Origin of the sequence: Paracoccus sp. MBLB3053, assembly GCF_031822435.1 — a bacterium.
GTDB lineage: Bacteria > Pseudomonadota > Alphaproteobacteria > Rhodobacterales > Rhodobacteraceae > Paracoccus > Paracoccus aurantius.
Genome location: NZ_JAVQLW010000002.1, coordinates 157,962 through 172,007, shown reverse-complemented (window position 1 = coordinate 172,007; position 14,046 = coordinate 157,962). Strand labels below are relative to the sequence as shown.

Annotated in this window: 14 protein-coding genes; 5 read left to right on the top strand and 9 right to left on the bottom strand. The window is 63.2% G+C overall.

The genetic code is table 11. The annotated features are described in order from the left end of the window. Positions 1–306: 306 nt before the first annotated feature. The 5 genes from RGQ15_RS15010 to RGQ15_RS14990 form a co-directional block, all read right to left on the bottom strand. On the bottom strand, positions 307–2,502 hold the full coding sequence (locus RGQ15_RS15010) for a xanthine dehydrogenase family protein molybdopterin-binding subunit (protein WP_311161316.1): 2,196 nt from the start codon (positions 2,500–2,502) through the stop codon (positions 307–309). Continuing rightward, entirely contained in the window at positions 2,486–3,472 is a 987-nt protein-coding gene (locus RGQ15_RS15005) for an FAD binding domain-containing protein (protein WP_311161315.1), read from the bottom strand. The genes RGQ15_RS15010 and RGQ15_RS15005 overlap by 17 nt, the downstream gene beginning before the upstream one ends. Further along, positions 3,469–4,008 (bottom strand): 2Fe-2S iron-sulfur cluster-binding protein, encoded by a 540-nt coding sequence (locus RGQ15_RS15000; protein ID WP_311161313.1) that lies wholly within the window; start codon positions 4,006–4,008, stop codon positions 3,469–3,471. The genes RGQ15_RS15005 and RGQ15_RS15000 overlap by 4 nt, the downstream gene beginning before the upstream one ends. Before the next feature lie 234 nt (positions 4,009–4,242). Further along, the gene (locus tag RGQ15_RS14995) at positions 4,243–4,866 is read right to left on the bottom strand and encodes a flavodoxin family protein (RefSeq protein WP_311161312.1); all 624 of its coding nucleotides are present in this window, start codon (positions 4,864–4,866) and stop codon (positions 4,243–4,245) included. Positions 4,867–4,902: 36 nt separating this feature from the next. Further along, a complete protein-coding gene (locus RGQ15_RS14990) occupies positions 4,903–5,577 on the bottom strand; it encodes a hypothetical protein (RefSeq protein WP_311161311.1) in 675 nt (224 codons plus the stop codon). 136 nt (positions 5,578–5,713) lie between these two features. Here RGQ15_RS14990 and RGQ15_RS14985 point away from each other — a divergent pair, with 136 nt between their 5' ends. The 3 genes from RGQ15_RS14985 to RGQ15_RS14975 all read left to right on the top strand — a co-directional run bounded on the left by RGQ15_RS14985 (position 5,714) and on the right by RGQ15_RS14975 (position 6,935). Next, positions 5,714–6,211: a YciE/YciF ferroxidase family protein gene (locus RGQ15_RS14985; RefSeq protein WP_311161309.1), complete on the top strand. Its 498-nt coding sequence runs from the start codon at positions 5,714–5,716 to the stop codon at positions 6,209–6,211. Positions 6,212–6,395: 184 nt separating this feature from the next. Further along, positions 6,396–6,692: a PRC-barrel domain-containing protein gene (locus RGQ15_RS14980; protein ID WP_311161307.1), complete on the top strand. Its 297-nt coding sequence runs from the start codon at positions 6,396–6,398 to the stop codon at positions 6,690–6,692. A 57-nt stretch (positions 6,693–6,749) separates the two neighbouring features. Further along, complete coding sequence (locus tag RGQ15_RS14975) at positions 6,750–6,935, top strand: DUF3008 family protein (RefSeq protein ID WP_311161305.1); 186 nt, start codon at positions 6,750–6,752, stop codon at positions 6,933–6,935. Positions 6,936–6,944: 9 nt separating this feature from the next. On the opposite strand, the gene RGQ15_RS14970 is transcribed toward RGQ15_RS14975, so the two are convergent. The 3 genes from RGQ15_RS14970 to ku all read right to left on the bottom strand — a co-directional run bounded on the left by RGQ15_RS14970 (position 6,945) and on the right by ku (position 11,573). After that, the gene (locus RGQ15_RS14970) at positions 6,945–8,078 is read right to left on the bottom strand and encodes a carboxylate-amine ligase (protein ID WP_311161303.1); all 1,134 of its coding nucleotides are present in this window, start codon (positions 8,076–8,078) and stop codon (positions 6,945–6,947) included. Positions 8,079–8,360: 282 nt separating this feature from the next. Beyond that, complete coding sequence (gene ligD, locus RGQ15_RS14965) at positions 8,361–10,763, bottom strand: DNA ligase D (protein WP_311161302.1); 2,403 nt, start codon at positions 10,761–10,763, stop codon at positions 8,361–8,363. 3 nt (positions 10,764–10,766) lie between these two features. Then, complete coding sequence (gene ku, locus RGQ15_RS14960; protein WP_311161300.1) at positions 10,767–11,573, bottom strand: non-homologous end joining protein Ku; 807 nt, start codon at positions 11,571–11,573, stop codon at positions 10,767–10,769. Positions 11,574–11,903: 330 nt separating this feature from the next. Between ku and RGQ15_RS14955 the strand changes: the two genes are divergently transcribed. Then, a complete protein-coding gene (locus tag RGQ15_RS14955; RefSeq protein ID WP_311161299.1) occupies positions 11,904–12,446 on the top strand; it encodes a PRC-barrel domain-containing protein in 543 nt (180 codons plus the stop codon). A gap of 183 nt (positions 12,447–12,629) precedes the next feature. On the opposite strand, the gene RGQ15_RS14950 is transcribed toward RGQ15_RS14955, so the two are convergent. Then, a complete protein-coding gene (locus RGQ15_RS14950; RefSeq protein WP_311161298.1) occupies positions 12,630–13,061 on the bottom strand; it encodes a hypothetical protein in 432 nt (143 codons plus the stop codon). A gap of 165 nt (positions 13,062–13,226) precedes the next feature. Here RGQ15_RS14950 and RGQ15_RS14945 point away from each other — a divergent pair, with 165 nt between their 5' ends. Then, positions 13,227–13,727, top strand: coding sequence for a superoxide dismutase family protein (locus tag RGQ15_RS14945; protein ID WP_311161297.1), 501 nt, complete (start codon positions 13,227–13,229; stop codon positions 13,725–13,727). Positions 13,728–14,046: the final 319 nt, after the last annotated feature.

Sequence of the window (14,046 nt, the reverse complement as noted above, 5' to 3'; positions counted from 1 at the left end):
CGGACATGCGAGTCGCGCGGCCAACACGACCATCGATCCAAATCTTCTACGGATGCTTCGGGCGCTTTCGCCATCCTGCTTTCACATGGGTCCTGCCCGCGCCAGTCGTTGCCGCCACGATCATAAGGAACCCTACCCCGCCCGGACGGCCCAGCGTCTCGATCTGTCGCGAAAAGCGGCGCCGGCCCCGTCGACACCATAGCGGCGGACGTGGTCGCAGTAGCGATAGCGGTCGAGCCTGCGCGTTCCGGACATGGGATCGGCAACAGGACGTTCCTGCGACCCCCTCAGGTTACTGCCTGGACCTCAGTCGGGATCGGGCAGGTGCCGCAGCAGCCGGTCGGGAGTCATCGGGAATTCCCGCATCCGCACCCCGCAGGCATTATAGATCGCATTCGCGATCGCGCCCGCAGCGCCGCAGATCGCAAGTTCGCCCACGCCCTTGGCCTGGATGGGACTGGCTGCGGCGTCGCGTTCCTCAAGCAAGATAACCTCGAGCGCGGGGATATCGGCATGGCAGGGCACATGGTAGCGGGCCAGATCGTGCCCGGTCAGTTGCCCGTCGCGCGGATCAAAGGCCAGTTCTTCGGTCAGGGCCGAACCGATGCCCCAGACCATCCCGCCCAGACATTGCGAACGCGCCGTCTTGGCGTTCAGCACGCGGCCAAAGCCAAAGGCCCCCAGCATGCGCCGTAGCCGCGTCTCGGCGGTGTAGGCGTTGACGGCGACCTCGCAGAAAAACGCGCCATAGCTGGCCTGCGCATAATCCCTCTGGCTCTTGCCCGGCTTGATCCGGCCAATCTCGTCCAGTGGCTCTCCCGCCAGCAATTCGGTAACCGGGACCTCGCGGCCACTGCCCGATGCGATGCCATCGCGCAGATCCAGCGACTCGGTCGCAACGCGCAGCCGGTGCGCCAACTTGTCGCGGATTGCCTCGCAGGCGCGGAACACTGCCGAGCCGGTCGAACTGGCGCCGAAGCTGCCGCCGGAACCCGCACCCGAAGGCAGGCTGCTGTCGCCAAGTTCGACCGTGACGCGTTCGATCGGAACGCCCAGCATCTCGCCGGCGATCTGCCCAAGGATGGCATAGCTGCCCGTTCCGATATCGGTCTGGTCGGACTGCACACGCAGGCTGCCGTCGGCTTCCAGCCGCACCCGCGCCGCGGCGGGCATCAGCATGTTCACCCGTGCCGCCGACGCAACACCCATACCCAGCCACCATTCTCCCTCGCGCCTCATGCGGGGACGTGGCGCGCGTTCTTGCCAGCCAAACGCGCGCGCGCCCTGATCCAGCGCCTCGGCCAGCAGGCGAGAGGAATAGGGCCGGTCCTTGCCCGGCAGCGCTTCGGGCAGGTTGCGCTTGCGCAGCTCGACAGGGTCAAGCCCGGCCTTTTCGGCCAGCTCGTCCATCGCGGCCTCGAGCACCTGCATTCCGACCGCCTCGCCCGGCGCGCGGACCGAACCGGCGGTCAGGCGGCTGATCCGGGAGATATTCACCGCCAGCTTGCGGCTCTCGCCGCGATAAAGGAACTCGGTCGCCTGCGTCACCGGCTCGGCGAACTGTTCACCCGGAAGATTTGATACCCAGGCCTCATGCCCGATTCCGGTCAGATTGCCCCGAGCATCGGCGGCCAGTCGCAGCCGCTGGCGGGTTTCCGAGCGGCGCATGATCGTATCAAAGACCTGCTGGCGGCTCAGGACGACGCGCACGGGCCGCCCCAGCTCGCGGGCCGCGATGGCTGCCGCCACCGCATCATGCGAAATCCCCAATTTCGAGCCAAAGCCGCCGCCTACATAATCCGATCGGATGCGCACATGCCCTGGCGCTATCCGCAGCGAATCCGCCAGTTCCTTGACGTTATGGGAAATCATCTGGAAGCTGCCCCACAGCGTCAGCCGGTCATCCTGCCATTCCGCGACAGAGGCATGGGGCTCCATCGCGGCGCTGGCATGACCCTCTGTCGTGTAGGTCAGGTCGACGCTATGCGCCGCTGCGGCCATCGCCTCGTCCAGATCACCCAGAACGACGGGCTTTTTGGCGGGTGTGGCCTCGGCGGCCTCGGGATCGAAGGGCACTTCGCCAGCCGGTTGGTATTCGACCCGCAGTGCCTTGGCGGCATGGGTGGCCTGTTCGAACGTTTCGGCCACGACAAGGGCGATCGGCTGGCCATAATAGTCGACTTCGCGGATATCCTGCACGGGGGCTTGCCCCGCAGTGCCCTGGGCCGGGCGGCGCAGCATGCGCTTGTCGGCGAAGACGCCCAGAACTCCCGGCATGGCCAGAACCTCGTCCCGGTGCAGCACGGCGACCTTGCCTTGCGCAATCGTCGCAGTGACAAGGACCCCCTCTGCGCAGTCATCGGGTCGGCGCTCGGCGGCATAGGGCGCTACGCCGCAGACCTTCAGCGCGCCTTCCGGGCGGTCCAGCGGTTCGCCGATCAGACCTTGCCGAGTCTGGTCCAGCAGGTTGCGCTGATCTGGAACGTCATAGGTTCTGAACATTATGGCCTCCGGTTCCGGTCGCTTCGCGCAGCACGGCGATCAGGCTGCGACGCAGCAGCGGGATCTTGAAATCGTTTTGGCCCTGCCCCCGGGCGTGGCGGGTCAGCACCTCCGCCGCCTCGGCAAAGACCCGGTCAGAGGGCCTCTGTCCCAGCAACACCTGACCGACCTCGGGGTCGTGCCAGGGCTTGTGCGCGACGCTCCCAAAGGCCAGATCGGCGCGGCTGATCCGCCCCTCGTCCAGATCGATGACTGCAGCGATCGACACCAGCGCGAAGGCGTATGAGGCGCGATCGCGGACCTTGCGATAAAGCTGGGTGCCGCCGACCGGCTCGGGCAAGGTGACGCCGGTGATGATCTCGCCGGGTCTCAGGACATTGTCCTGCTGCGGATCTTCGCCGGGCAAGCGGTGAAAATCGCGAACGGGCACTTGCCGGGCACCGTCGCGCCCCTCTATCCCGACCTGCGCGTCCAGCGCCGAAAGCGCCACCGCCATGTCGCCGGGATAGGTCGCGATACAGGCATCCGAGGCACCAAATATCGCGTGTTCACGGTTGATGCCGCCCAAGGCGTCGCAGCCGCTGCCCGGTTCGCGCTTGTTGCAGCGCGTACCAAGCCGCATGAAATAGGCGCAGCGCGTCCTCTGACACAGATTTCCGCCGGTCGTCGCGCGGTTACGCAACTGCGGGCTGGCTCCGGCCAGGATCGCGCGGGCCAACAGGGGATAGTCTCGCCGCACCCGCATATCCGCGGCGCAATCGGCATTGCGCACCAGAGCGCCGATGCGCAGCCCCGTTTCATCGGCCGAAATCCCGTCAAGCCCGATACGGTTGATATCGACCAGCCGCTCGGGCGTCTCGACCTCGAGCTTCATCAGGTCAAGCAGGTTGGTGCCCCCCGCGACAGGTTTGGCTTTCCGGTCCAGCGCCTGCGAAAGCTGGGTCGCGCGCGCATAGTCAAAGGCTTTCATCGTGCCACCTGCATCGCCTCGCGGATGGCCGCGATCATATTGGGATAGGCACCGCAGCGGCACAGATTGCCGCTCATCCTTTCGCGCAATTCCTCATCCGAGGACATGTCCGCACCCGATGCGTCGGTCAGGTCCGCACTGACATGGCTGGGCCAGCCCTTTGCGAGTTCCTCGATCATCGCGGTGGCTGAACAGATCTGCCCCGGCGTGCAATAGCCGCACTGGAACCCGTCATGCGCCAGAAACGCGCCCTGCACCGCGGATAGCGCATCGGGCGAACCCAGCCCTTCGACCGTGGTGATCTGGCAACCATCCTGCATCACGGCGAGGGTCAGGCAGGAATTGATCCGGCGGCCGTCGACGATGACCGTGCAGGCCCCGCATTGGCCGTGATCGCAGCCCTTCTTGGTGCCGAAAAGCCCCAGATCGTGGCGAAGAAAGTCGAGAAGGCTGCGCCGTGGATCACCGATATGGCGGCAGGGCTGGCCGTTGACGGTAAAGCTGGCCGGAACACTGGCTGGCGGGTTTTGGGACATGACATCTCCTCGGGGCCGCTGGGCTGGAACACAGGGTGGAACGGCCAGGCGGCCGGGTTGTTCCATGGCCCGGCCAAGTGAACGCGCGCGGGGCAGTGAGGTTGCCGTGTCTCACCGCCAAGCCAAGCCGTGCCGCGGGCAGCCCCGGATCGCAAGCTGGCCGGTATCCGCCTGCGGATTCAAACCGCGAGCGCGGCAGGTGTTATTTTGAATGCTCCTGCGCTTGACGGCCACTTAGCCCTGAGTGCCGGGATAGTTCTGGGCGGCCATGAGCCGGGCCAGATGACTCGCATTGGATGCCAGCATCTTCAGCGTCTGGCGGACCTTGTCGGGAATTTCGGGCAGATCGACATAGTTCTTGGCACCCATTGCCTCGCCCACCCAATAGCCGCCCGCGCCCGCCGGAATGGTGAAGCCGACGTCGTTCAGCGCCTGAAAACAGGCCGCATGGCAATGATGCGCGCCGTCTTCGTTGCCGACGACCAGAACCACGGCGACCTTGCCCATCGGCGGCATGCGGTTGCGTTCATCGGTTTCTGACAGAAAGGCGTCCATCCGTTCCATCACCCGCTTGGCGATGCTTGAGGGCTGGCCGAGCCAGATGGGCGTGGCGAGAACGAAGATGTCAGCATTCAGGATGCGCTGGCGGATCTCGGGCCATTCGTCGCGATCGTCCTGCTTTTCGGAACGCACGCCCGGCGCGATATGGTGATCGGCGGCGCGCAGACTATCGCCGATCACGCCGTGCGAGCTGAGCGCCTTGAACAGGTCGCGGATCAGTCTCTCGGACGAGCTGGGATCTTTGGAATCCGAGCCGCGCAAAGAACAATTCACGGCAAATGCGGTCAGGTCGGCCATCGCCTCCTCCTTCATTCGGGGCAAACCGGCCCCGATCTAGCGGGCATTTTTGTTGGGGTCTTCGGTGACAGCATTCACCGGATCAATCCGCTGCTGGCGCTGGTCGACCACATTGGGGGTGGGATGGCGCAGCGCTTCAGGTCCGATCGCTGGTGTCGGATCGGTCGACAAGGCGGGATCAGGCGGCGGCGTGCGCTCGACCCTGCTCTGCCGCCTGACGACATTTCCGCGATTGCCTCGAACGCCGATCCACAGGCCCAGCCCCATCGCCGCGAAGCCGCAGACCACCGCCCCAAAGGGCAAGGCCAGATGCCAGCCGGGGCTCATCCTTTCGGGCAGAATGCCATAGTCGATCACCAACGCCAGCAGGGCGGTGCCTGATCCCGCCAGCGCGGCCGAGCCGAGCAACTGGTATGCAAGCCATGCGATCAGCGCCCAAAAGAGGCAAGACGCGACATGAATCGCCAGCCCGAGCAGCGTATGGCTCAGGTCAATGTCCTGGATCAGCGCGACCTCGGGACCCCATAGCGCTTGCGTCGTGACGTTGAGCGGCATCCAGAAGGGTTGGCCTGCCAAGATCGCCAGGACGCCGAGAGCCAATAAGGAAAAGACCGCCGCGACCAGCCCCGAGCGCAGGATTGTACCGGTTCCCGACCTCGGGGGGGCAGGCCGCGAAATACGATCGTCAAGTGCGGGATCGTCTTGTGGCATGGGCAATTCTCCCCTGGTTCACGACTCTGAACCGCGTGCCGCAGGCTTTGTTCCCGACGGGAACCAATGCCGATTTCGCCGGTTAGAAGCGTCTTGAAATTCGGCATCCGCCGGATCAGTGACAAGGAGGCATCCCATGAAAGGCAAGGCACTCGACGATCTTTTCCACGACACCCTCAAGGACATCTATTACGCCGAGCGCCAGATTTTGAAGGCGCTGCCGAAGATGGCGCGCGGCGCGCAATCCGACGCGTTGCGCGAAGCTTTCCAGAAACACAAGGAACAGACCGAAGGCCATGTCGAAAGGCTGCAGCAGGTCTTTGAACTGATCGGCAAGGCTCCGCGCGGCAAGACCTGTCCCGCCATCGACGGCATCATCGAGGAAGGCGAGGAGATCATGTCCGAATACAAGGACACGCCCGCGCTGGATGCCGGCCTGATCGCCGCAGCACAGGCGGTCGAGCATTACGAGATCGCGCGTTACGGCGCGCTGCGTCAATGGGCCAAGACCCTGGGAATGGACGAGGCCGCAAAGCTGCTCGACCAGACCCTGCAAGAGGAGTCGCAGACCGACGAAACCCTCACCTCCATCGCCGAGAGTGAGGCGAACAACATGGCCGCCGAGGCAGTCTGAGACGGCACGGTGCGCGCGAGAACCCGGCGCCGGGGCGCATGACGGCCGATGTGGCGGGCTCCTGCCATTGCTTACGAGCCCGGCGCATCTTCGCCCAATGCCTCACCTTTGCTTGAAGCGGCGAAACGGCAAATGCATGCACATCGTTGAGACTGCATACGCGAACAAATCAGGAGAACCGAAGATGGATCATACATCCCACCAGCGCCTGACCGAAAGCGAACTGACCGATGCCGTGCTTTCGGGCGCGACGATTTATGGGCCCGGCGATGAGAATGTCGGCACCGTTTCACATCTGCATGGCACCGGCGCAGGCGCGCAGGCGATCATTGATGTCGGTGGATTTCTTGGCATCGGCGCCAAGCCCGTCGCGATCCGCGTCAGCGACATCGACTTCATGCGCGACGAGTCCGGCACCGTCCACGGCGTCACGCAGCACGACAAGGAAGCGATGAAGGCCCTGCCCGAGCATCGCCACTAACACGGGAACAGGCGGCGGCGCTTCTGTGGCGCCGCCTTTCGGAAAGGAGATCCGACCATGCCAGCCAAATCGAAAGCTCAGCAAAAAGCCGCCGGGGCCGCCCTTTCAGCGAAACGCGGCGGCACCAAGAAAAGCGAACTCAAGGGCGCCTCGAAAGACATGTACGAGTCCATGTCCGAGGATCAGCTTGAGGATTTCGCCAGCACCAAGCGCAAGGGCAAGCCCGAGCACGTCAAGAAGTAGAGACCGTTCCTAGCTCAGCCCTTCACGGAATTCCTCGACAAGGTGCCTGACGACAGCAAGATGTGCCTCGTCCCGGCTGGCTCCTGCCGAGGTCGCCGCTGCATGGACCGCCCGCTGGCGGTCGGCGGAATTGCCCCCGGCGACGATGTCGCGCAGTCGGGCCACGCTTGGCTGACTTCCGAGATGATCCGCATCCTCGGCGATCAGCGCCAACCATTCCTCGGCCAGTTCCGCATGCGGCTTGATACGACCCGCGCCGAAATCGATCAGCCCCTGCCCCAGCCCGTGCCGCAGCGCACGCCAGCGATTTTCCCCTATCAGGAAATTGTCATATTGCCGCCAGCGCATATTGCGCTGCGCCAGCCGCCACAGCATCCGCAGCGTGGCCTGGATCAGCGCCGCCATGGTGATCGTATCTGCCAGGCGAGGGCAGGCATCGCAGACCCGGGTTTCAAGCGTGGGGAAGCGGGCTGAAGGGCGCAGGTCCCACCAGATTTCGCTGCTGTCCTCGATGATACCCAGCTCCATCAGCACCCCAGTCGTGCGCTCATAGGCAGCCCAATCACCCAGGTCGGGCGGCAGGCCGGTGCGCGGATAGCCCGAAAAGACGGTGGTGCGATACGAGGCAAGCCCGGTCTCTTCGCCTTGCCAGAAGGGCGACGAGGCCGACAGCGCCAATAGATGTGGCATGAAGTAGCGAAACTGGTTCATCAGATCGATGCGCAGCGCGGTGTCGTCGATGCCGACATGGACATGCATTCCGCAGATCAGCATGCGTCGGGCCACAGCCCGCATTGCCTGCGACAACCGGGCATAGCGATCCTTGTCGGTCCGGCCCTGATGGCGCCAATCCGCCAGCGGGTGGCATGCGACGGAGATCGGGGCGAGGCCGAAATCGGCCGCGTTGCGTGCGATGGTGGCGCGCAGCCGCGCCAGGTGATCCCGTGCCTCGGTGATATCGGCGGAAACGGGGGTGCCGATCTCGATCTGGCAGCGCAGGAATTCCGGGCTGACCTGATCGCCCAACTCGTCCTTGCAGGCTTGCATCAGCGCATCCGGAGCATCGGCTAGCGCGCCGGTTTCCGGGTCGACCAGCAGGTATTCTTCCTCGATACCAAGCGAAAACGCGGGCTCGGTGGTCATTGTGGGATCCTCATCAGCGAAAAGGAAAACAGGGTTTCGTCGGGATCGTGGACCGCGGATTGCGGGCGGCGATCCTGCCGTCTCGGGCATTGCCTGAAGTCGACTGTCGATCAGACTGTCGCGGCAGGTCACGTGGGGATGGCTGGCCAGCGCCGGGATCTGGTTCATGCCTGCGGTGTGATTGCGCCCCGAGGGTAGCGTATCCTTTCCCAACAAGGGCAATTGGTGACCGCCACCCCGGCCATTGGTTTCCCCTTCGGCCTCTGTCCCGCGTGAATAGGATCACGGTCTAGCAGGCAAGGGAATGGCAGCGCCCCGAAACCCATCCCACGGATCGCGCTTCTGCATTTCAAGCCGATCGCGCAGGTTCGACACCGTGAAATGGGCGGGACCAATCCCCGGTCCCAGCTCATCCCAGTGCAGAGGGGTCGACACGGGCGCGCCCGGCCGGGCACGGGTCGAATAGGGCGCGACGGCGGTCGCGCCGCGCTGGTTGCGCAGATAGTCGATCAGGATGCGACCGCGTCGCTTGGATTTGGCGATGGTGGCAACATAGCGGTCAGGCGTGTCGCTGGCCATCGCCTCGGCCATGGCCTTGGCAAAGGCCTTGGCCTCGCGCCAGTCTGCCTTGGGCGACAGCGGCGAGACGACATGCAGGCCCTTTCCGCCCGAGGTCTTGAGAAATGCCGCAAGCCCCGCCGCTTCGAGCCGCTGCCGGACTTCCTCGGCAGCTTGCGTTACCGCAGACCAGTCAACGCCTTCGCCAGGGTCGAGGTCCATCACCATCACATCGGGTCGTTCCCAATCTGTGACGGTGGCGCCCCAGGGGTGAATCTCCAGCGCCGCCGCCTGAACCAGCGCGATAAGCCCGTCCAGATCGTTGACGCTGATCAGCGCCGCTTCGGATTTGTGCTTGGGATCGACCACCGGAGCGACCTGCCGCCCAATTCCCTTCCAGACGTGTTTTTGAAAGAATGTCTGTCCCTTGATACCCTCGGGGCAGCGCAGCAGCGCAAGCGGACGGCCGGTAACAAAGGGGGCGATGCGGGGCCAGATTTCGGCATAGTAATCAGCCAGCCCAGCTTTCGTGACGCCCGCATCGGGCCAGTAGATCCGGTCGGGATGGGTCAGTCTGACGGTGCGGCGCTGTTCCGGGGCGGGTTTTGCGGGGGTCTCGCGCATGATCTCCTGCGGCTTTTTGTCTTCGCGCAGCCCCCGGAAGGAGGCATGGCGCAGATTGCCGTCGGCGGTCCAGGCGCGAAACTCGACCTCGGCCACCAATTCGGGGCGGACAAAGATCACCTGCCGCGCGGCATCGGCGGTCAGCTTGTCGGCAAAGGGGCTTTCGCTGGCCCCGAGTGCCTGCAGGCGCTGATACAATTCGCCCGCCATCTTGCGGCTGAAACCAGTCCCGACCCGGCCGACATGACGCAGTTTACCTTCTTCGTAAACGCCCATCACCAGCGAACCGATCGCCTTCGGCGCAGCGCTTGAAGGAGTGAAGCCCGCGATGACAAATTCCTGCCGGGCAGAGCATTTCGACTTAACCCATCCCCGCCCCCGACCTGAGCGATAGGTCGAATCCCGCAGCTTCGAAACGATTCCCTCAAGGCTCAGCCGGCAGGCATGGCGCAGCACCAACGCGCCGTCATCCTCGAAATGTTGGCTCAAGCGGATCAACCCGTCGCCCTCGGGGATCAGGGGTGCAAGGATCTTTTTGCGCTCGACCAGCGGCAGTCCCCGCAGATCGCGCCCGTTCAAGTAAAGCAGGTCAAAGACATACAAACGAAAGCGATCTTCGCGCCCGGCACTCAGATCGGCCTGCAAGGCAGGGAAATCCGAGGCGCCGCTGTCGCCTTCGACCACCAGCTCGGCATCCAGAATGGCCTCCCTGAGCGGCAGGTCCTCAAGCGCGGCAAGGATCGGCTTGCCAAATTTTCCGGTCCAATCCAGACCGCTGCGGGTGAGCAGCCGGGGTTTGCCGTCCACGATCCGCGCCTGAAGCCGGTAGCCATCGAACTTGATTTCGTGCAGCCAGCGCGGGCCCGAGGGCGCGGCTCGGCCCAGCGTCGCGAGCATTGGTTTGACAAAATCGGGCATCGCGACCTTTTTCCCGCGCGTCTCCACCTTGCCCGAAAGTTCGGCGATATCGCGGCCCGAAGCCACCGACCGAGGGCGTTCCTTCAGAATATCCGGCCCGGTTCGGGCGAATTCGTCATCGCCCTTGATCAGCAACCAGTTCTCGCGCTTTTCGCCGGGCTTGCCCTGCATCCGGACCAGATGCCATCGCCCCTGAAGCTTCTGGCCTTGCAGCGTGAATTCCAGATGCCCTTTGGCATAGCCCTTGGCCGCGTCGCCTTCGGGTTGCCAGGTCCCGCGATCCCACAGGATTACGTCGCCCGCACCATATTCACCCTTGGGAATTGTGCCTTCGAAGTCACCATATTCCAGCGGGTGATCCTCGACATGGACGGCCAGGCGCTTTTCGGCGGGATCGAGGCTGGGGCCGCGCGTCACCGCCCAGCTTTTCAAGACGCCATCCATTTCAAGACGAAAATCGTAATGAAGCCGCCGCGCGGCATGTTTCTGGATCACGAAGGCATGGCCGGTCTTGCGCGCCTTGCGTCCCTTTGGTTCGGGCGTGGCGGTGAAATCACGCATCTCGCGATAGGTTTCCAATGCCACGTCCTAGCCCGCCTTCTTGCGCGACCGGGGCTTGCCCGCCTGCTCTGCGCTTTCGCGAAGGGCAGCCATAAGGTCCACCACCTGCGCCTTGGCGCGTCGGGCCGGGCGCTTGATCTTTTTGCCCTCAGCCTTGGCCTTGATGAGATCCGCCAAGGCGAGTTCGTACCGGTCATCGAAGGCTACGGGATCGAAGGTGCCGGTCTTTGTCGCGATGATATGCTTGGCCAGGTCCAGCATCTCTCCCTTGATCTTGCGTGCGGGGATATCGTCGAAAACCTCGGACGGCGCACGAACTTCATAGTCGAAATTCAGTGTATGGGCGATCAATCCTGCATTGTCGGCGCGGATCAGCAGCACCCGCATCCGGCGAAAGAGCACGGTTTGCGCCAGCGCGGCCACGTCCTTCTTGCGCATCCCCTCGCGGATCAGGGCATAAGCCTCATGCCCGGTGGGATCGGACGGAGCAAGGTAATAGGGCTTGTCGAAATAAAGCTTGTCGATCTGCCCGCAGTCCAGAAACCCCGAAACCGCCAGCGTCTTGTCGCTATCGGGGATGGCTTCGGACAGTTCTTCGGGCGTCAGGATCACATGGTCACCCGAGCCTGTTTCATAGCCCTTGACCTGATCTTCGCGCGGCACGACTTCACCGCTTTCGGAATCCGCGAACTCCCGGCGCAGGCGATTCCCGGTTTTGCGATTGATCAAGTGAAAACTGATCCGGTCCGAGGTCGAACTGGCGGTGTAAAGCGCCACCGGGCAGCTCAACTCTGCGATCTTCAGCATCCCCTTCCAGTTTGCTCGTGGCGCCATGACCGTCGATCCTGATGGTGCTTTCGTCTCTGACAAACTGACTTGGCCGGGGGAGGTTCCAATGAGCCCACTGCAGAAGGCCTCACGAAAAAGTCAGGCCGCTGCGGTGAGATTGGCCGTTTGCCGAATTTTTACTCATTCACGATGCGGCAACAAGGTGCTGATTTTATGAAATATAATCATCGAATTTCGGCATCCATCTGCGCAATTGCAAAGCGATGAGAAAAGCGGCGGTTCCCAGCCGCAAAGAAATTTTGGCTGGAACTGCGGCAAGTCTGACCTGTTCTTGCTCCAACGGCACCCGCCGCAGATACAAACGGAGATTGCATGATGAACAAGCTTATCACTTCTACCGCGCTCATTGCCGCTCTTGCCGGTCCTGCTATCGCCCAGACAACGCCTGTGACCGAGCCCGCAACCACCGAGGCTCCTGCTGCGACGGATATGGCGACGACGGGCGAGCCTGTGGCGACGGCCGAGACCACCCAGCCTGCGACCGTCGACGCAGGGTTCGGATATTCGGCCATGCCGGGCGATCTGTCTGCCGAGACATTCATCGGCAAGCGTCTTTACGTTTCCGATGTCGAGGTCGACGTCGACGCGGACCTGGTCGAAGTGGACAAGGATTGGGACGATATCGGCGAGATCAGCGATCTGGTGATCGACAAGGATGGCTCGGTCAAGGCCGTGCTGGTCGATATCGGAGGCTTCCTGGGAATGGGTGAGAAAACCGTCGCGGTGGGCATGGATGCGCTGCGCGTGATCCGCGACGGCGATTCGGAAAACGATTACTTCATCGTCTTCACCGCAGATCAAGGCGCGCTCGAGAACGCCCCGGAATTTGAATTCGCCCCTGCGGCTGCCGATTCCTGATCAGAAGAGCGGGACGACGCGCTCATGATGAGCGCGTCGTTTCCTATTCGCCGGCGCGGCACCCGGTTCGCGAATGGGGAAAGCAGCATCGGACTGTTTCCGCGTTCAATCTGAGTATGACAGCCCAAGCGGGAAGCGCCCCCATCCAGGACCGCAACCATTTTCCTGCGGGCGTTGCTTTGGTCAGGGAAGTCCGGGCCCCGCTTCGGCCAGCAGATCCAGCGCATGGCGATATTTTGCGGATTTCTGACGCGTTTCCGAAGATGCATCCGGCCGAGACGCCATCTCGAGATTATCGCGCAGGTCGGCTATCTTGACCTGCCGCGCAATTGGATTTCGGCCAGCCCGCGTGACGAATGCGAGATAGTCTTCTCCGTCGCGCCGGCTCATCGCATCGACCGCCTCAACCTGATCATCGGGCAGTCCCTCGGCACGAAGGTCATCAAGTGTCCATGCGCTTTTCTCGACGACGTCATGCAGGATGGCGACGATACGCTCGTGCGGGGTCGCGCATGCCAGCATGACGCGGACCGGATGCAGAATAAAGGGCTCGCTGTTCTTGCACTGCCCGCGATGCGCTTCCGCGGCGATCTGGAGGGCCTGTTCGAGATCCATCTTGCCTTGCTCCTGATTTGGGAATGTCGGCTTGCCGGGTAAACACCGATGGGAACGAGGTGTTCCCGGATCGGAGGTCGAGAGCGGTCGCGGGAACATCCGCGCGCTGCGATGGTTCGTTCCATCGACCTTCACCCGAGACAAAGACAGCGAAAGGACCAACCGATGAAGATGCTTCTTGCCATCCCGCTTGCATTTGGCCTTGGCGCAGGCGCCATCCAAGCTGCCGAGGTTTCCGCCCAGATCAGCGACCGCGACGGGAACAGCCTTGGCGGAGTCACCGTGCGTGACACTGCGTCCGGCACCGTGCTGGCGACAGTCACGTTGAGCGGATTGCCCGACGGTATCCATGCCATACACCTGCACGAGACTGGCGATTGCAGCGCGGCGGATTTCGCCTCGGCCGGGGGTCATATCGCTGGCGAGCATCAGCACGGCGTCTTGTCCGAGGGTGGCCCCCATCCCGGTGACATGCCGAACCTGACAGTGAACCAGGACGGCGTTGGCGAGATAGAGGTTTTCTTGCCGCTCTTGCAGGTAGAACGCGACCTGATGGATGCGGATGGCGCGGCTTTCATCATCCATGCCGGCATCGACGATTACCAGTCCCAGCCAGCCGGAGGAGCCGGCGACCGCATCGCCTGCGGCGCATTCCAGCCGCGCTGAAGCATGCTGTCCGCAGTCTTGATGACACAGCCTCTGCGAATGATGCTTCGAAGAACCATCAAGATCGCATCTTTGGCAACTGTCGAGACATTCCGCGAGACGGTCTTATACCTGCTGGAACGAAATCCGACCGAGAGGATGATCGGCGGCATTGTTTTTGGCCAGATGATTCGGGGGATCCTGGTCAGGAGCACTAAAAAACGGTCCTGACCAGGGATTTCCCCCGTCTCCACGCTGGCCGACCAGGAAGGCGGCCAAGGGCGCAAGCACGAACCGTGTTCGACCAGCCCCGCCGATGGCGATTGTCCCGCCGATGCCA